Raw genomic sequence first — 16,828 nt, forward strand, 5'->3', positions numbered from 1 at the left:
GACGAGGTGACTCATGGCTACCCTATAGGTTTTGCGCCGTCCTCCATCAAGACTTGAAGCGGGATGACGCCGCGCCCCCATCTCGTGAATATTTATTAGCCATCATGTATAAATACGTAGTAGGGTTTCATCATGACGATTTCAGTAGCTGTATCCGGAGCCAGCGGGTATGCGGGTGGCGAAGTCCTGCGCCTGCTTTCCAACCACCCCGACGTGACCATCGGCGCGATCACCGCGCACTCCAACGCCGGACAGCGACTGGGGGAACTCGCGCCGCACCTCCACACGCTCGCGAACCGGGTGCTGGTTGAAACCACGGTAGAGCAGCTCAGCGGACACGACGTGGTCTTCCTGGCGCTGCCTCACGGGGCCAGCGCGGAAATCGCCGCGCAGCTGCCGGCCGACACCCTGGTCATCGACGCCGGAGCCGACCACCGGCTGGAATCTTCCGAGGCCTGGGAAAAATTCTACGGGTCGGCACACGCCGGAACCTGGCCCTACGGCCTCCCCGAGCTTCCGGGGGCCCGCGAAAAGCTCGTCGGAGCCAAGCGGATCGCGGTTCCCGGGTGCTACCCGACCTCCGTCCAGCTGGCATTGGTCCCCGGCTTCACGGCCAACCTGCTTGAGCCCGACGACGTGGTGATCGTTTCGGCGACCGGCACCTCCGGCGCCGGCAAGACCGCCAAGGTCAATCTCATCGGATCCGAGATCATGGGCTCGATGAACCCCTACGGCGTCGGCGGCGGGCACCGCCACACCCCCGAAATGGAGCAGGGCCTCTCGAAAGCCGCGGGCGTTCCCGTCACGGTCTCCTTCACCCCGATGCTGGCACCCATGCCGCGCGGCATCCTCACCACGGCCACCGCCAAGGTGAAGCCGGGAGTCGACGAGGCAACACTGCGCGCCGCCTGGGAAACCGCCTACCGCGACGAGCCCTTCGTGCACGTCCTGCCCGAGGGCCAGTGGCCCGCGACCTCCTCGGTCCTGGGATCGAACCACGCCCAGATCCAGCTTGCCTTCGACCGGCACGCCAACCGCGTGATCGTCTCGGCGGTCATCGACAACCTCACCAAGGGCACCGCCGGCGGTGCCGTCCAATCCATGAACATCGCACTTGGCCTGAACGAAACCGCAGGACTGGGTCTTGAAGGAGTAGCACCGTGAGCAACGCACCACTGGGAATCACCGCACCGGCAGGCTTCAACGCCTCCGGCGTGACCGCCGGCCTGAAGGCCTCGGGCAACCCGGACCTGGCGATCGTCAAGAACCTCGGCCCGAACTTCAACGCGGCGGCGGTCTTCACCTCCAACCGCGTGGCCGCGGCTCCCGTGCACTGGTCCCGCCAGGTCATCAGCGACGGCCGCGCCGACGCGGTGGTGCTGAACTCCGGCGGCGCCAACGCCTGCACCGGCCCCGAGGGCTTCGCCAACACCCACGCCACGGCCGAACACGCGGCCCGGGTGCTGGGCGTTTCCAGTGGCGACGTGCTGGTGTGCTCCACCGGGCTGATCGGCGAGCAGCTGCCGATGGACAAGATCCTTCCCGGCGTCGACGCCGCGGCCGCGGCCCTGGGCACCGGCAACGAGTTCGACGGGGGAGCGGCCGCTGCCACCGCCATCATGACCACCGACACCGTGAGCAAGCAGGTCGGCTTCGCCGGCAACGGCTACACCATCGGCGGCATGGCCAAGGGAGCGGGCATGCTCGCCCCGGGCCTGGCGACCATGCTGGTGGTCATCACGACCGACGCCGTGCTGGACTCCGCGCGGCTTGATGCCGCGCTGCGCGAGGCGACCCGGGTCAGCTTCGACCGCGCCGACTCCGACGGCTGCATGTCCACCAACGACACCGTCATCCTCATGGCCTCCGGCGCCAGCGGCACCGTCCCGGACCTCGCGGAGTTCTCCGCGGGCCTCACCGGGATCTGCGTGGACCTGGCCAAGCAGCTGATCGGCGACGCCGAGGGCGCCGCCCACGACATCACCATCCGCACCTTCAACGCCGCCACGGAGGACGACGCCGTCGAGGTCTCTCGCACCGTCTCGCGCTCGAACCTCTTCAAGACCGCGATCTTCGGCCAGGACCCCAACTGGGGGCGCGTGCTCTCCGCCGTCGGCACCACCAAGGCCGCCTTCGAGGCCGACCAGCTGAACGTGTCGATCAACGGCGTGCAGGTCTGCCGCAACGGCGGAGTGGGCGACGACCGCAACCTCGTGGACCTCGCCGGCCGCCAGGTGCTCGTGGAGATCGACCTGAACGCGGGCGCAGCCGAGGCCAGCCTGTGGACCAACGACCTGACCCACGCGTACGTCCACGAGAACTCGGCCTACAGCAGCTAGCCGGCCGCAGTCCCGGAGATGGGTAACGGGGATTGAACCCGCCACCATCCGGGGCACCACCACCCGGCCCCCAATGTTTCAGTGAGGAACACCCACATGCCCGACACCCAGCGCACCCAGATGGATGCCGCCCAGCGCAAGGCCGAGGCCCTGATCGAGGCCCTGCCGTGGATCCAGCGTTTCGCGGGAACCACCATGGTCATCAAGTACGGCGGCAACGCCATGATCAACGAGGACCTGCGCCGCGCCTTCGCCGAGGACATCGTCTTCCTGCGCCACGTGGGCATCAACCCCGTGGTGGTGCACGGCGGCGGACCGCAGATCAGCTCGATGCTCAACCGGCTCGGGATCGAATCCGAGTTCAAGGGCGGGCTGCGGGTGACCACCCCCGAAACCATGGACGTGGTCCGCATGGTGCTCACCGGGCAGGTGCAGCGCGAGCTCATCGGCCTGATCAACTCGCACGGACCCTACGCCGTTGGCCTCTCCGGAGAGGACGGCGCCCTGTTGCGCGCCATGCGCACCGGGACCTACATCGACGGGCGGCACGTGGACCTGGGCCTGGTCGGCGAGGTGACGGGCGTGAAGCCCGACCAGATCCTGGACCTGCTGGCCGCCGGCAAGATCCCCGTGGTCTCCACGGTGGCCCCGGAGGTCGACGACCACGACGAACCCACCGGGCAGGTGCTCAACGTCAACGCGGACACCGCCGCGGCGGCACTGGCCAGCGCGCTCAACGCCTCCAAGCTGGTCATCCTCACCGACGTCGAGGGCCTCTACGCCGCCTGGCCGGACAAGTCCTCGCTGATCACCTCGCTGGACACCGAGGAGCTGCGTGCGCTGCTCCCGAGCCTGGAATCGGGAATGATCCCGAAGATGGCAGCCTGCCTCAAGGCGGTGGACGAGGGCGTGGAACGCGCCCACATCGTCGACGGCCGCCAACCGCATTCCATGCTGCTGGAGGTCTTCACCTCCGCCGGCGTCGGAACCCAAGTCATCCCAAAGGACGCAGCATGAACGAGATCATGGCAGAAGAAATCGGTGAACTGAACTCCCTGGCCGGCAGCGAGCTGCTGGCCCGCTACAACAAGTCGCTGCTCGGGGTCTTCGGCACCCCGCAGCAGGTGCTGGTCCGCGGCGCGGGCTGCCTGGTCTGGGACGCCGACGGCAAGGAATACCTGGACCTGCTCGCCGGGATCGCGGTGAACGCGCTGGGCCACGCCCACCCGCTGGTGACCTCCGTGATCTCCTCGCAGCTGGCCACCCTCGGGCACATCTCCAACTTCTTCACCAGCCCCACGCAGATCGCGCTGGCCGAGAAGCTGCTGGAGCTCAGCAACGCCCCGGCCGGGTCCAAGGTCTTCTTCAGCAACTCGGGCACCGAGGCCAACGAGGCGGCCTTCAAGCTGGCGCGCCGCAACGCGGGCAGCGCCGATGCCCCGCGCACCAAGATCGTTGCCCTGGAACAGGGGTTCCACGGCCGGACCATGGGTGCCCTGGCGCTGACCTGGAAGTCCGCCTACCGCAAGCCGTTCGAACCGCTTCCCGGTGGCGTCGAGTGGGTCCCGGCCGGCGACATCGAGGCCCTGCGCGCCGCCGTCGACGGGACCACCGCGGCGGTCTTCATCGAGCCCATCCAGGGCGAGGCCGGCGTCATCGAACTCGGTGCCGCGTATCTGCAGGCCGCGCGCCAGATCACCGCCGAGGCCGGCGCGCTGCTCATCTTCGACGAGGTGCAGACCGGGATCGGGCGCACCGGCTCCTGGTTCGCCTCGGCCGGCGTCCTCCCCGACGCGATGACCCTGGCCAAGGGCCTGGGCGGCGGCTTCCCGATCGGCGCCATGATCGTCTTCGGCGAGGAAAACACCGCCCTGCTCACCCCCGGGCAGCACGGGACGACGTTCGGCGGAAACCCCGTGGCAACCGCCGCGGCCCTGGCCACCCTGCACGTCATCGAGGCCCAGAACCTCTTGGCACACGTCAACACGGTCGGCGAGGATGTACGTGGCAAGCTCGCCGACCTCGAGTTCGTCACCGAGGTCCGCGGCCGCGGGCTGCTGATCGGCCTCGACCTCGCGCAGGACGTCGCCCCCGGCGTGGTGAAGGCCGCGCTCGATGCCGGGTTCATCGTCAACGCCCCGGGTCCGCGCACGCTGCGCCTCGCCCCGCCACTGATCGTCACCACCGAACAGCTCGACACCTTCGTTGCGGCCCTGCCGGCGCTCTACGCCGCGGCCGTTTCCAGCACCAAGGAGTAAGACCCATGACCAACAACGTTCGCCACTTCCTGACCGACCTCGACCTGACCCAGGCCGAGCAGGCCGAGGTCCTCGACCTGGCCCTGGCCATGAAGAAGGACAAGTACGGCTACAAGCCCTACGCCGGACCGCAGACCGTGGCCGTGTTCTTTGACAAGACCTCGACCCGCACCCGCGTGTCCTTCGCCGCCGGCATCGCCGAGCTCGGCGGGTCCCCGCTGATCATCAACTCCGGCGAATCCCAGCTGGGTCACAAGGAATCGATCTCCGATTCCGCCAAGGTCCTCGAGCGCATGGTCTCCACCATCGTGTGGCGCACCTACGCCCAGGCCGGCCTGGAGGAAATGGCCGAGAACTCCAACGTCCCGGTCATCAACGCGCTTTCCGACGACTACCACCCCTGCCAGCTGCTGGCGGACCTGCTCACCGTGCGCGAGCACAAGGGAACGCTGGCCGGGCTGTCCATGGCCTACCTGGGGGACTCGGCCAACAACATGGCCAACTCCTACCTGCTGGCCGGCGTCACCGCCGGCATGCACGTGCGCATCGCGGGCCCGGAGGGCTACCTGCCGGCCGCGGAGATCATCGCCGCGGCCGAGCAGCGTGCGGCCGAAACCGGCGGCTCGGTGCTCGTGACCACCGACGCCGCCGCCGCCCTGGCCGGCGCCGACGTGGTCGCCACCGACACCTGGGTCTCCATGGGCCAGGAGGACGAGAAGGCGCAGCGCATGGAGCTCTTCCGCGACTACGCGGTGGACGCACCGGCCATGGCGCAGGCCGCCGACGACGCCATCGTGCTGCACTGCCTGCCGGCCTACCGCGGCTACGAGATCTCGGCCGACGTCATCGACGGGCCGCAGTCGGTCGTCTTTGACGAGGCGGAGAACCGCGTGCACGCCCAGAAGGCGATCATGGCCTGGCTGATGGCCAAGTCGGACCTCGCAGAGGTCGCAGGGGTGACCGGGAACCGATGAACTCGAGTCCATCCTTCCAGCCCACCACGAAGATCGCCCGCCAGGCGCGGGTGAGCTCCATCCTGTCGACCAGCACCGTCCGCTCCCAGGCCGAGCTGGTGGCCCTGCTCGCCGAGGAGGGCATGGCGGTCACCCAGGCGACCCTGTCCCGCGACCTGGTCGAGCTGGGGGCCGTGCGCGTCCGTGGCGTGGACGGCGGGCTGGTCTATGCCATGCGCCAGGAGGGCGGGGACCGCAGCCCCCGCGCGGGAGTCAGCCAGGAGGTCCACGACGCCAAGCTTGCCAAGCAGTGCGCGGAACTCCTGATCACGGCCGAGGCCTCGGGAAACATCGTGGTCCTGCGGACCCCTCCGGGAGCGGCGAATTTCCTGGCGCTGTCGATCGACCACTCGACGATGCCCCAGATCCTGGGATGCATCGCGGGGGACGACACCGTCATGCTGGTGACCCGCGAGGTGGACGGCGGAGCCGAGGTCGCGGCGCGTTTCCTGGCGCTGGCGGATCCGCAGTAGTCCGGCCGCCGGACCGGCCAACCCGGTGCCGGAGCGCCGCCGGTGTCTTCGGCACCGGGTTGGCGCATCCGGCGTTTGGTCGCGAACAAACCTTGAGAAGAGCCGTCCCACGTGCCACTATCTTGTTTCACAGGGGGATGACTCTTCGAGGGAGGAAGTCATGGAAGTAAAAATTCAGGATGGGATAGAAGCGTCGGCCGACATCGACGCCAGCACCTCGTCAGTGTGGGAACTGATCCGGGAGCCGGGATGGTTCATCAACGGCGGTGAAATCGGGAAGCACCGGATTGAAACGAACGGCGCGTTCTCCGTCGTCCACGACGCAATCTACGGGCGGTTCGAATTCGAGACGATCACCCTTGACCCGCCACGGTATGCGGCCTTTCGATCTCTTGGGGGAGACGACTGGGACGACCCCGCGCCGAACACGCTCATCGAGTTCTGGGTGGAGCGGATCAACTCGGGCGGCGTCCGCCTGAGGGTCATGGAGAGCGGCTTCGCCGGGTTCGACTCCGAGGAGCATGCCCGCATGATTTCCTCCAGGACGCTCGGGTGGAAGGTCGAGATGCAGGCCGCCGTTCGGCACTTGGAAGGAAAGTAGCTGGACGGAAAATAGCCGACGGATCCGTCGGGCCTCGGCCTCGACGGATCCCTGCCGCGCGCGGCAGCCGGCACCGGATCGACGGTTAAGGAATTCAAGGCGTTGTTCCCCGCCTGCTGCGGGAAACAACGCCTTGCCTGGATCGGGCCCGGGACGAATCAGTGGTCGTGGACCAGTTCGCTCTCCGTGCGCGGGGTGTCGAATGCCTTGTGGAAGGCGGCCTCGACATCGGTGTTGTAGGCGACCAGGACCACGCGGTGGATCGACGTCACGTGCTTGTAGGTATCGAACCAGTTCTTGATTGCCTCTGCGGCGACCATTGCGACCTCGTCCGGATCCCAGCCGTAGGCCCCCGCACCGATGGCCGGGAACGCGATGCTCGTGGCACCCCGGCGGGATGCGACGTACAGGCTGTTGGTGAAGCAATTAGCCAGAACGCGGGTGCTCGTCTGTCCGACGTGGCGGTTGGGCCCGGGGGTGTGGATCACCCAACGCGCGGGGAGATTGCCGGCGCCGGTGGCGACCGCCAGCCCGGAGGGAAGACCGTCAGGATAGGTCGTCGCCCTGAGCTTGCGGCATTCTGCCAAGAGCTCGGGACCCGCTGCCGCATGAATCGCACCGTCAACGCCGCCGCCACCGAGAAGAGACGTATTTGCAGCATTGACGATCGCATCAACCTTCAGAGTGGTGATGTCTCCCTGCACGATGTCGATTTGCATTTCGGTGCTCCTGTCAGTGTTCGAAATCTCCTGATAAGCAACACCATACGCCCGCGGCTACCCCTTGGGGAGGGACCTTCAGCCTATTAACAGTTCATGACGGCGGGACCGCCCCGGGCGGCAAGGATCGCGGGCCGGCGCGGGCTTGCGCGACCCCGAGAGGCGAGCTGCCGGCACGACGTGTCGGGGAACTGGATTCCCGCAGCCGGCATTCGCGGCCAGGCAGCGGGGCATCGAATATCGGGCTCCCGGCAGTAGATCGGGGGGAGGGGAAGGACTCCGAGTTTGGTTCGATCCCGCGGATCGACATCAGGGCATTCGGGCCAAGGCGGTCAGGCTTTGCGGTTGGTGCGTTCCGGGACGGTCGCGTATTGGCCCTCGGCAGGAAGATCGTGGAAGAACCCCTCATCCCAGTCCCTGTAGGTGCTCGTCATGCGGGTATAGGGGTCGTAGGAAACGGTTTCGAGCCGGATGGGCAGCGGGGATTCGTCGGTGCTGAGCCACAGCGTTGATTCGGGGGAGCTGAAGCGATGGGCGGGGCTGCCATCCAGATCGAGAATGCCCTGGTATTTCATGTGCTTGTAGTCGACTGAATCTTCAAGGAAGTCGAGAAGCTGATCAATTTCATCGGACACCACGATCATGGACGCGACCTCGGATTCGGGCAGCCTCAACCAACGGTCCTCACTCAGTGCGTTGAGGAAATCTTCATGGTCCGTGGGCTCAATCAGGTCACCGTGCCATTTGTTGGCCTTGACGAAATAGCTCGAGGTCATCCCGTCCGCGAGCCACTGAACGTGGCCCTTGCCGTCCCACATTTCGAAGGATTGCGCATATTCGAAGTCGTAGTCACCAGCGACTTCGTAGTTGAAGGGCACTCCGTCCGTGGAACCCTCGGCGGACACCTTGACTTCGGTCGCCATCTGGAGCGCGTCCATCGAATCCCGGAGAAGCCTTCGCCCTTCTGCATCCATCGATGCATCTGCTGCGGGGGACTTGGCGCCGGGGGAGGGGAGTCGTGGTGGGTTGTCGGCGCCGAGGTACGTGCAGGCGGCAAGGCAGAGCCCGGCCGCGCAGCCTAGGACAAGGCGTGCCAGGGTGCGCGGCCAGCGTTTCATGCCTGGATGTACTCTTCGATGACTGCCCTGAGCTCGGGCAGCCCGAACATGTCGGTGACGGCCAGCGCGTTTTGCGCGCCGAGCTTGGGATCCGCGCCGTTTTGGAGCAGGAAGCGGGTCAGGGGCTCGTTCTTGCGGAAGACCGCGCAGGTCAGGGCGCCCTGGCCCTTGTCGTTCAGGCGGTTGATGTCTGCGCCGCGCTCCAGCAGGCCAGCAACGGTTTCGTCGTGTCCGTTGTAGGCGGCGAGGATCATCAGGGTGTCGCCCTTGGAATCGGTGAGGTCCACCGGAATGCCCTGGTCGATGATGGCCATGAGCTTCTCGGTTGCACCCTCACGTGCCAAGTCGAAGATGGAATGCAGGAACGCAAGTTCTTCATCGGTCAATGCGCCGTCGGCGTTCGTTTCAGTCATGGGAAAATCGTACCGGTTTGCGCCGCCGGAATCCCCTGCGCACATACCATGCTGAATAGTTATGTAGACTTATGCATAAGTATTAGGAAGCTGCGCAAAACTAGATCTGGCTCACACACGCTGGACTAGGATGGACAGTGGTTTTGGACAGCTAGCGAACCGGCGCCCCTGGCGGTGCTCGGAAGGACAAGATATGGGATCGTCAACGAATGAAGGCGCACTCTGGGGCGGACGATTTGCCGGCGGGCCGGCCGACGCACTGGCCGCGCTGAGCAAGTCCACCCACTTCGACTGGCGCCTTGCACGCTACGACATCGCCGGATCCCGTGCCCACGCGCGCGTGCTCCACACCGCGGGACTGCTCGACGCCGGGGAACTCGCCGGAATGATCGCGGCCCTCGACGCCCTTGAAGCGGATGTCGTCTCCGGCGCCTACGTGGCCTCCGACTCCGACGAGGACGTCCACGGCTCCCTCGAGCGCGGCCTGATCGAACGCGCCGGAACGGCCCTGGGCGGCAAGCTGCGCGCGGGCCGCTCGCGCAACGACCAAATCGCCACCTTGGGACGCATGTTCCTGCGCGACCACGCACGCATCATCGCCCGCGGAGTGCTGGCAACCATCGACGCGCTGGTCGAACAGGCCGAGGCCCACCCCAACGCCGCGATGCCCGGACGCACCCACCTGCAGCACGCACAGCCGATCCTGCTGTCCCACCACCTGCTGGCCCACGCCTGGCCGCTGCTGCGCGACGTCCAGCGCCTCGCCGACTGGGACGCCCGCGCCGCGGTCTCGCCCTACGGTTCCGGCGCGCTCGCCGGTTCCTCGCTGGGCCTGGACCCGAACGCCGTTGCAGCGGACCTGGGCTTCGACTCCGCGGCCTGGAACTCCATCGACGGCACCGCCGCCCGCGACGTCTTCGCCGAGTACGCGTGGATCGCCGCCATGATCGGCGTAGACCTCTCCCGCGTGTCGGAGGAAATCATCATGTGGGCGACCAAGGAATTCTCCTTCGTCACCCTGGACGACGCCTTCTCCACGGGGTCCTCGATCATGCCGCAGAAGAAGAACCCGGACGTCGCCGAGCTGGCCCGCGGCAAGGCCGGGCGCCTGATCGGCAACCTGACCGGCCTGCTGGCCACGCTCAAGGCGCTGCCGCTGGCGTACAACCGCGACCTGCAGGAAGACAAGGAACCGGTCTTCGACGCGACCGACACCCTGGAGCTGCTGCTGCCGGCGGTCTCCGGCATGATCGCCACCCTGAAGTTCAACACCCCGCGCATGGCCGAGCTCGCGCCGCTGGGCTTCGCGCTGGCCACGGACATCGCCGAATGGCTGGTCCGCCAGGGCGTTCCGTTCCGCGAGGCCCACGAGCTTTCCGGCGCCGCGGTGAAGCTCGCCGAGTCCCGGGACGTCGAGCTCTGGGACCTGAGCGACGAGGACTACGCGGGCATCTCCGTGCACCTCACCCCGGAGGTCCGCACGGTGCTTTCCACCGAGGGGTCGTTGAACTCCCGATCGGCACAGGGCGGCACCGCGCCGTCGGCCGTCGCGGCCCAGCTGGAGGCGCTCAAGGCGGCGTTGGTGCCGGTACGCGACTTCGCCGGCTAACGGCCCGCACCGGATGTGGGCGAAGGCGGGGACCGGTTCAACCGGGCCCCGCCTTCGTGATTTCCGGACCGCGGTGCGGATATGCTGATCGGCATGACTGAGCTTTCGCAACAGGACCTGACCGCCAGGATCCTTGCCGCCGTATCGACCCTTCGGAAAACGATGTCCTCCGTGGACGCGGCCGCCGCCGAACCCAGCGTGCTGCCCGGCTGGAGCCGTGCCCACGTGCTGGCCCACATCGACGGATTCAGCCGTGCCGCCACGCGGCAGCTGGACACCGCCGGGGCGGAGAAGCCGTTCGAGATGTACGACGGCGGAATGGACAGGCGCCACGAGGCCATCGAACTGACCGCCCTGATGCGCCCCGACGCGCTGTTGGCCCGGACCTCCGAGGCCCTTGACGCGCTCGAAGCCAGCATCCGCGGCATCAGCACCGCGGAGTGGACCCTGCCCACCGGGTTCCGCGACGGCGGCAGCGTGGAGGACCTCTTCTACGCGATCTGGCGCGAGCTGGTCATCCACACCTCGGACCTGGCCCTGGCCTATTCGGTCGCCGATTGGGACCCTGATTTCTGCGCCCACCTCTTCGCGGCGCTCGCGGGCCGCGTTCCCGAATCCCGCCGCTACATCCTGCAGCCGCACGGTGCCCAGCGCATCGTGCTGGGCAGCGGGGACGATGCCACGGTGCTCAGCGGCACCGCCTTCGACCTGGCCGCCTGGCTGGCCGGCCGCGAGCCGCTGGGGCCCATCCAGGCCACCGCCGGTGCCGACGGCGCAGCCCTGCCCGAGCTCGGTCCGTGGTTCGTGAAGCTGAAGGCCAAGAACTAGCCCGGGAGCGGACGGACATGGGCCGGCGCGGCTGGGACGGGCTGCTGCGATTGCCGTCGCCGAGCCTTGCGCCGCACCTGCTCGGGGCCCATGTCTCGTCCTTCATCGACGGGCGGCTGGTGGTCGTCAGGTTGACCGAGGTCGAGGCCTACAATGGGGCCTTCGATCCCGGTTCGCACGCCTACCGCGGGAAGACGAAGCGCAATGCCGCGCTGTTCGGGCCTCCCGGCACCGCCTACGTCTACTTCACCTACGGCATGCACCACTGCGCCAACGTGGTCTGCGGGTCCGAGGGCACCGCCTCGGCGGTGCTGATGCGGGCCGGGGAGGTGCTCGAGGGGGAGGACGTCGTCCGCGCGCGCCGCGGCGACAGCACGGCGCCGAGGCAGCTGCTGCTCAGCGGACCGGCGCGCCTGGCCCAGGGCCTGGGGCTCGGCCTGCGCGAGAACGGAACCATGTACCTGCCGGGCACCGCGGCGGCGCCCGGCCCCTCGCTCGGATTGGAGAACCTGGCCACATTTCCGTTGGCCCATTCCAGCGGCCCGCGCACCGGGGTGTCCGGAGCCGGCGGCAGTGAGGCCTACCCATACAGGTATTGGCTGCCGGGGGAGCCCAGCGTCTCTCCGTACCGCCGCGCCGCGCCGCGTCGGCGGCTCATCTAATGGGCACTAGACTGTACGGGTGAATCCAGAGCCTGAAACCATAGCCGAAATGCTTGACCGACTGAGCGAGATCGTTCCCGATTACCCCAGCGCCGGCATTTCCTTCAAGGACCTCACCCCGGTCTTCGCCGACGCGCAGGGCCTGCGCCGCATCGTCGACTCGGTGGTCGAACCCTTCCGGGGGCAGTTCGACGTCATCGCCGGGCTCGAGGCCCGCGGATTCGTGCTGGCGGCCGCCGGCGCCTACGCCACCGGAACCGGGATGATCACGGTCCGCAAGGCCGGCAAGCTGCCGCGCGAGGTGTTCCGCGACGAATACACCCTCGAGTACGGCACAGGAACCCTCGAGATCCACCGCGACGACGTGGCACCGGGAACCCGCGTGCTGATCCTCGACGACGTGCTGGCCACCGGCGGAACCGTCGGGTCGGCGGTGCGCCTGCTCGAGATGGCCGGCGCCGAGGTCATCGGCGTGGGCGTCGTGCTGGAGCTCGACGGGCTGGGCGGGCGCGAGAGGCTCGACGGCCACGCGGTGCATTCCCTCCAGCTGGTCTAGGCGCGCCGCGGCGCGGCCGTCATTTGGCCGGCGCGCAAGAGAGTAAACTTGTCTGTCCACGAATTCGTTCCATCAGGAGTGCTGAATGTCAGAGTCCACGACCGTTCACCGGGAGCTTGAAGCGGAGCGCGACTACGTTGCGAAGCTTTACAGCCGGCTCGATGAGTTGCGCGCCGAAAAGAAGGAACAGCTGACCCGCACCCGGGCGGCCGGGCCGCAGGGCACCTTGCAGAACGTGTCCGAGCGCGACTCCTTCGCGGCCCTCTACGAGGACCGGCTGGCACAGCTGAACGCCGTGGAGGACCGACTGGTCTTCGGCCGCCTGGACCTTGACGACAACGTGAACCGCGCCGGCGAGGAGCCGGGCGCGCCGCGCTACATCGGCCGCATCGGCATGACCGACGACGAGCTCACCCGCCTGATGGTCGACTGGCGCGCCCCCGAAGCCGCGGCCTTCTACCAGGCCACCGCGCTGCATCGCCAGGGCGTGCGCCGCCGCCGCCACCTGATGCTGCGCGGCCGCACCGTGCTGGGCATCGACGACGAGGTGCTGGACACCGAGCTCTTCGGCGAGGCGGACACCCACCAGGGCGAGGGCGCGCTGATGGCGGCCCTGACGCAGAAACGCACCGGCCGCATGGGCGACATCGTCGGCACCATCCAGGCCGAACAGGACCGCATCATCCGCGCGCCGCTGGCCGGCGTGCTGGTGGTCCAGGGCGGACCGGGCACCGGCAAGACCGCCGTGGCGCTGCACCGCGCCGCCTTCCTGCTCTACGAACACCGCGAACGCCTCAAGAGCGCCGGCGTGCTGCTGGTCGGCCCGTCCAGCTCCTTCATGCGCTACATCGAACGCGTGCTGCCCTCCCTGGGCGAGACCGGCGTCGTCATGTCCTCGGTGGGGGAGCTGTACCCCGGCCTGCGCGCCATCCCGGAACACAACCGCGAGACCGCCCGCGTCAAGGGCAAGCAGCTCATGGCCAAGGTCGTGGCCAAGGCCGTGTCCAACCGCCAGCGCCTGCTCGCCGAGGACCGCCGCGTCGTGGTCGAGGGCACCAGGCTGACGCTGACCCGCGGCCAGGTCCGCCACGCCCGCGAACGGGCCCGTTCGGCCCACAAGCCGCACAACGAGGCCCGAGACATCTTCGTGAAGACCCTGGTGCGCGAGCTGGCCGAGCAGCTGCAGCAAAAGCTTGAGGAATCGGCGGGCAACGGTAACGCCGTGGACCGCAGCTACCTGGTGCAGGAGGTGCGCGAGTCCCGCGACGTGCGCATCGCCCTGAACCTGTGCTGGATGCCAATGACCCCGCAGTCCCTCCTCGAGGAACTCTTCGCCAAGCCGCACCTGCTGGCTGCCGCGGCGCCGCAGCTGCGCGAGGCGGAGCTCAAGGCCCTGTACCGTGCCCCGGGTTCGCCGTGGACCGAGGCGGACGTGCCGCTGCTGGACGAGGCCGCCGAGCTGCTGGGCGAGTTCCACGCGGTGGGCAACAAGGAAGCCGGAGCCGAGGCGCAGCTGAAGCGCGACCTCGAGAACGCCGAGGCGACGCTGCGCAACGTCAACGAGATGCTCTTCAACGCCGGCATCGACGGGCTGGTCGAGGCCCAGGACCTGGCCGACATGAACCAGGAGACCGAGGTCCGCCAGACCGCGGCCGAGCGTGCGGTCGCGGACCGCAACTGGGCCTACGGGCACGTGGTGGTCGACGAGGCTCAGGAGCTTTCCCCGATGCAGTGGCGCCTGCTGATGCGCCGCTGCCCGCTGAAGTCCTTCACCGTGGTCGGCGACATCGCCCAGACCTCCTCGGCCTCCGGCGCCACCAGCTGGGAGCAGGCCATGCGCCCGTTCGTGGCGGAGCGCTTCACGCTCGAGGAACTGACGGTCAACTACCGCACGCCGATGCAGATCGCCGAGGCCGCAACCCGCGTAGCACACGCTGCGGGCTTGACCATCTCCACGCCCAAGGCCGTGCGCGAGGGCGAATGGCCGCCGATCGTGGACCGCCTGCCGCAGGGAACCATGCTGGAAAAGCTCCGCGAGATCCTGCCCGGCGAGGTGGAAATCGCCGACGGCGGCCTGCTGGCCGTGATCGTTCCCGAATCCATGCTCCGCTCGGTGCGTTCGGCGGTCGTCGAGCAGTTCGGACGCCGCGTGGGCACAGGCTCCGGCGGGTTGAGCCAGGACATCGTGGTGCTCGGCGCGCGTGAATCCAAGGGCCTGGAATTCGACGTTGTCGTGGTCCTGGAGCCCCAGGAACTGGTTGACGAGGTCGAGGGAAGCGTCGGCGACCTGTACGTTGCCATGACGCGTACGACCCAGCGCCTGCGCATCCTTGCCGAGGGAGCGCTCCCGGCCGGGATCGACTCCTAAGGGAAAAGATCGCCGGAGACTGCTAATTTAGTAGTGTGTCTGAAATTGAGCAGAATCCCGCGCTGTCGGGACAAAGTAATGATCCGTCCTTTGAAAACGTCTGGCAGGAGCTGAAGTGGCGTGGCCTGGTCCACGTTTCCACCGATGAAACCGAGCTGGAGAAGGTCCTCTCCGAGGAGAGCATTACCTATTACTGCGGTTTCGACCCCACCGCTCCATCGCTGCACCTGGGCAACCTGGTCCAGCTGCTGAACATGCGCCGCCTGCAGCTGGCCGGCCACAAGCCCCTCGGCCTGGTTGGCGGGTCCACCGGTCTGATCGGTGACCCGCGCCAGACCGCGGAGCGCGTCCTTAACACCAAGGAGACCGTGGCCGAGTGGGTCGGCAAGCTGCAGGCCCAGGTCGCACGCTTCCTCTCCTTCGAGGGGGACAACGCCGCTCGCATGGTCAACAACCTTGACTGGACGGCGCCGCTGAGCGCGATCGACTTCCTGCGCGAGGTCGGCAAGTACTTCCGCGTCGGCACCATGATCAAGAAGGAAACCGTTGCGGCCCGCCTGAACTCGGACGAGGGCATCAGCTACACCGAATTCAGCTACCAGGTACTGCAGGGCTACGACTACCTGCAGCTGCACAAGCTCTACGGCTGCACCCTGCAGACCGGCGGCTCGGACCAGTGGGGCAACCTCACCAGCGGCACGGACCTGATCCGCAAGGTCGAGGGAAAGAGCGCCTACGCATACGGAACTCCGCTGATCACCAACTCGGACGGAACCAAGTTCGGCAAGTCCGAGGGCAACGCCATTTGGCTGGACGCCGAGATGTGCAGCCCGTACACGTTTTACCAGTTCTGGCTCAACACCTCCGATGCCGACGTCGCCTCGCGCTTGAAGGTCTTCACCTTCCTGAGCCGCGCAGAGATCGAAGCCTTGGAAAAGGAAACCGCAGAGCGTCCGTTTGCCCGCAAGGCCCAGAAGGAACTTGCCTACCTTGTGACCTCGCTGGTTCACGGTGTCGAAGCAACCGAAAAGGTCATTGCCGCTTCCGCTGCACTCTTCGGCCAGGGCGAATTGCGCGACATGGACGAAGCGACTCTGCGCGCGGCCACCGGGGAACTGAAAAGCACCACCGTCGACGGCGAAGAGCTGGACATCATTTCGGTATTGGTGGCTTCGGGGCTGTCCGAATCCAAGTCGGCCGCACGCCGAACGGTTGGCGAAGGCGGCGCCTACATCAACAACGTGAAGTACTCGGATTTGGATGCAGTAGTCAGCCGTGAAGAACTGCTCCACGGCCGGTACCTTTTGGTTCGCCGAGGCAAGAAGAACCTGGCTGTTGTTGAAGTCGCCTAACTAAGGCTTCACCACATCGTTTATCGGATGTGAATGAAGGGCCGGAGCGGGCAAGTGCTGTGATTCACGACACTTACCCGCGCCGGCCCTTCCTGCTTCCGGGCCTATTCGCCCCCATTTTCCGCGTGAATCCGGGAATCGCAGCGGGGACCTGGGTGGTTACAGGAGATTTGCCGGGAGGAGCAAACGTGTGTATTGTTTTCTAAGTCGCCGCGGCCAAGGCAAGCGAAAAGCTTCTAGCCGCAAAGACAAATCAGATTTTTTACAACGTTGAATCGTTGAAAGAATATTGTTTGATTGCTACAAATAAATCGACTTAGAGTTCGATTTGACATTGTAACAATCAAACAATAAATTATAAACATCACCCCGGAAGAAACGCCGACCGATTCCTTTGAATCAAGCGGACGCCGAACCGGGAGCTGTCTGTTGTTTGAGAACTCAATAGTGTGCCAAGTTTGTTGATACCAATTTATTTATTTTATTGGTGAATGGTTTCAGGGTCCGCACCCCCGTGTG

Annotated in this window: 16 protein-coding genes; 13 read left to right on the forward strand and 3 right to left on the reverse strand. The window is 66.8% G+C overall.

Features of this window, described 5'->3' with window-relative positions; all coding sequences use genetic code 11:
- The first annotated feature begins 132 nt into the window (after nt 1-132).
- From argC to ACFY5D_RS19205, 7 genes are all read left to right on the forward strand, one after another.
- On the forward strand, nt 133-1,164 hold the full coding sequence (gene argC, locus ACFY5D_RS19175) for an N-acetyl-gamma-glutamyl-phosphate reductase (protein WP_387533623.1): 1,032 nt from the start codon (nt 133-135) through the stop codon (nt 1,162-1,164).
- Nucleotides 1,165-1,175: 11 nt separating this feature from the next.
- Nucleotides 1,176-2,339 carry a bifunctional glutamate N-acetyltransferase/amino-acid acetyltransferase ArgJ gene (gene argJ / locus ACFY5D_RS19180; protein WP_387533672.1) on the forward strand — a complete coding sequence of 388 codons (1,164 nt, stop codon included), beginning with the start codon at nt 1,176-1,178 and terminating at the stop codon, nt 2,337-2,339.
- A gap of 96 nt (nt 2,340-2,435) precedes the next feature.
- Entirely contained in the window at nt 2,436-3,356 is a 921-nt protein-coding gene (argB, locus tag ACFY5D_RS19185; protein WP_387533625.1) for an acetylglutamate kinase, read from the forward strand.
- Nucleotides 3,353-4,597 carry an acetylornithine transaminase gene (locus ACFY5D_RS19190; protein WP_387533627.1) on the forward strand — a complete coding sequence of 415 codons (1,245 nt, stop codon included), beginning with the start codon at nt 3,353-3,355 and terminating at the stop codon, nt 4,595-4,597. Before argB ends, ACFY5D_RS19190 begins: the two co-directional genes overlap by 4 nt.
- A 5-nt stretch (nt 4,598-4,602) precedes the next feature.
- Nucleotides 4,603-5,571 carry an ornithine carbamoyltransferase gene (gene argF, locus ACFY5D_RS19195; RefSeq protein WP_387533629.1) on the forward strand — a complete coding sequence of 323 codons (969 nt, stop codon included), beginning with the start codon at nt 4,603-4,605 and terminating at the stop codon, nt 5,569-5,571.
- Nucleotides 5,568-6,083 (forward strand): arginine repressor, encoded by a 516-nt coding sequence (locus tag ACFY5D_RS19200; protein WP_387533631.1) that lies wholly within the window; start codon nt 5,568-5,570, stop codon nt 6,081-6,083. Before argF ends, ACFY5D_RS19200 begins: the two co-directional genes overlap by 4 nt.
- Before the next feature lie 160 nt (nt 6,084-6,243).
- A complete protein-coding gene (locus ACFY5D_RS19205; RefSeq protein WP_387533633.1) occupies nt 6,244-6,684 on the forward strand; it encodes an ATPase in 441 nt (146 codons plus the stop codon).
- 158 nt (nt 6,685-6,842) lie between these two features.
- On the opposite strand, the gene ACFY5D_RS19210 is transcribed toward ACFY5D_RS19205, so the two are convergent.
- The 3 genes from ACFY5D_RS19210 to ACFY5D_RS19220 form a co-directional block, all read right to left on the reverse strand.
- The gene (locus ACFY5D_RS19210) at nt 6,843-7,403 is read right to left on the reverse strand and encodes an O-acetyl-ADP-ribose deacetylase (RefSeq protein WP_387533635.1); all 561 of its coding nucleotides are present in this window, start codon (nt 7,401-7,403) and stop codon (nt 6,843-6,845) included.
- A 332-nt stretch (nt 7,404-7,735) separates the two neighbouring features.
- Nucleotides 7,736-8,521, reverse strand: coding sequence for a hypothetical protein (locus ACFY5D_RS19215; protein ID WP_387533637.1), 786 nt, complete (start codon nt 8,519-8,521; stop codon nt 7,736-7,738).
- Nucleotides 8,518-8,934 carry an ankyrin repeat domain-containing protein gene (locus ACFY5D_RS19220; RefSeq protein ID WP_387533639.1) on the reverse strand — a complete coding sequence of 139 codons (417 nt, stop codon included), beginning with the start codon at nt 8,932-8,934 and terminating at the stop codon, nt 8,518-8,520. Before ACFY5D_RS19220 ends, ACFY5D_RS19215 begins: the two co-directional genes overlap by 4 nt.
- 193 nt (nt 8,935-9,127) lie before the next feature.
- Between ACFY5D_RS19220 and argH the strand changes: the two genes are divergently transcribed.
- The 6 genes from argH (at nt 9,128) to tyrS (ending at nt 16,309) form a co-directional block, all read left to right on the forward strand.
- Nucleotides 9,128-10,543, forward strand: a complete 1,416-nt coding sequence (gene argH, locus ACFY5D_RS19225) for an argininosuccinate lyase (RefSeq protein WP_387533641.1) — start codon at nt 9,128-9,130, stop codon at nt 10,541-10,543.
- A gap of 93 nt (nt 10,544-10,636) precedes the next feature.
- A complete protein-coding gene (locus ACFY5D_RS19230; RefSeq protein WP_387533643.1) occupies nt 10,637-11,371 on the forward strand; it encodes a maleylpyruvate isomerase family mycothiol-dependent enzyme in 735 nt (244 codons plus the stop codon).
- A 17-nt stretch (nt 11,372-11,388) separates the two neighbouring features.
- Nucleotides 11,389-12,033 carry a DNA-3-methyladenine glycosylase gene (locus tag ACFY5D_RS19235; RefSeq protein ID WP_387533644.1) on the forward strand — a complete coding sequence of 215 codons (645 nt, stop codon included), beginning with the start codon at nt 11,389-11,391 and terminating at the stop codon, nt 12,031-12,033.
- 49 nt (nt 12,034-12,082) lie between these two features.
- On the forward strand, nt 12,083-12,589 hold the full coding sequence (locus ACFY5D_RS19240; RefSeq protein ID WP_387533674.1) for an adenine phosphoribosyltransferase: 507 nt from the start codon (nt 12,083-12,085) through the stop codon (nt 12,587-12,589).
- Between the two features lie 85 nt (nt 12,590-12,674).
- Nucleotides 12,675-14,957, forward strand: a complete 2,283-nt coding sequence (locus ACFY5D_RS19245; RefSeq protein ID WP_387533646.1) for a HelD family protein — start codon at nt 12,675-12,677, stop codon at nt 14,955-14,957.
- A gap of 35 nt (nt 14,958-14,992) precedes the next feature.
- Nucleotides 14,993-16,309: a tyrosine--tRNA ligase gene (gene tyrS, locus ACFY5D_RS19250; protein ID WP_387533648.1), complete on the forward strand. Its 1,317-nt coding sequence runs from the start codon at nt 14,993-14,995 to the stop codon at nt 16,307-16,309.
- The last annotated feature ends 519 nt before the right edge of the window (nt 16,310-16,828 follow it).

It is taken from the genome of Paeniglutamicibacter sp. NPDC012692 (assembly GCF_042901625.1).
Classification (GTDB): domain Bacteria; phylum Actinomycetota; class Actinomycetes; order Actinomycetales; family Micrococcaceae; genus Paeniglutamicibacter.

Bases quoted from the DNA above. Each gene is read 5' to 3' on its own strand.
- ACFY5D_RS19240 (WP_387533674.1), top strand. From the start codon at position 12,083: ATGCTTGACCGACTGAGCGAGATCGTTCCCGATTACCCCAGCGCCGGC.
- ACFY5D_RS19235 (WP_387533644.1), top strand. From the start codon at position 11,389: ATGGGCCGGCGCGGCTGGGACGGGCTGCTGCGATTGCCGTCGCCGAGC.
- ACFY5D_RS19215 (WP_387533637.1), bottom strand. From the start codon at position 8,521: ATGAAACGCTGGCCGCGCACCCTGGCACGCCTTGTCCTAGGCTGCGCG.
- argH (WP_387533641.1), top strand. From the start codon at position 9,128: ATGGGATCGTCAACGAATGAAGGCGCACTCTGGGGCGGACGATTTGCC.
- ACFY5D_RS19190 (WP_387533627.1), top strand. From the start codon at position 3,353: ATGAACGAGATCATGGCAGAAGAAATCGGTGAACTGAACTCCCTGGCC.
- ACFY5D_RS19220 (WP_387533639.1), bottom strand. From the start codon at position 8,934: ATGACTGAAACGAACGCCGACGGCGCATTGACCGATGAAGAACTTGCG.
- ACFY5D_RS19200 (WP_387533631.1), top strand. From the start codon at position 5,568: ATGAACTCGAGTCCATCCTTCCAGCCCACCACGAAGATCGCCCGCCAG.
- ACFY5D_RS19245 (WP_387533646.1), top strand. From the start codon at position 12,675: ATGTCAGAGTCCACGACCGTTCACCGGGAGCTTGAAGCGGAGCGCGAC.
- ACFY5D_RS19230 (WP_387533643.1), top strand. From the start codon at position 10,637: ATGACTGAGCTTTCGCAACAGGACCTGACCGCCAGGATCCTTGCCGCC.
- argF (WP_387533629.1), top strand. From the start codon at position 4,603: ATGACCAACAACGTTCGCCACTTCCTGACCGACCTCGACCTGACCCAG.
- argC (WP_387533623.1), top strand. From the start codon at position 133: ATGACGATTTCAGTAGCTGTATCCGGAGCCAGCGGGTATGCGGGTGGC.
- ACFY5D_RS19210 (WP_387533635.1), bottom strand. From the start codon at position 7,403: ATGCAAATCGACATCGTGCAGGGAGACATCACCACTCTGAAGGTTGAT.
- ACFY5D_RS19205 (WP_387533633.1), top strand. From the start codon at position 6,244: ATGGAAGTAAAAATTCAGGATGGGATAGAAGCGTCGGCCGACATCGAC.
- argB (WP_387533625.1), top strand. From the start codon at position 2,436: ATGCCCGACACCCAGCGCACCCAGATGGATGCCGCCCAGCGCAAGGCC.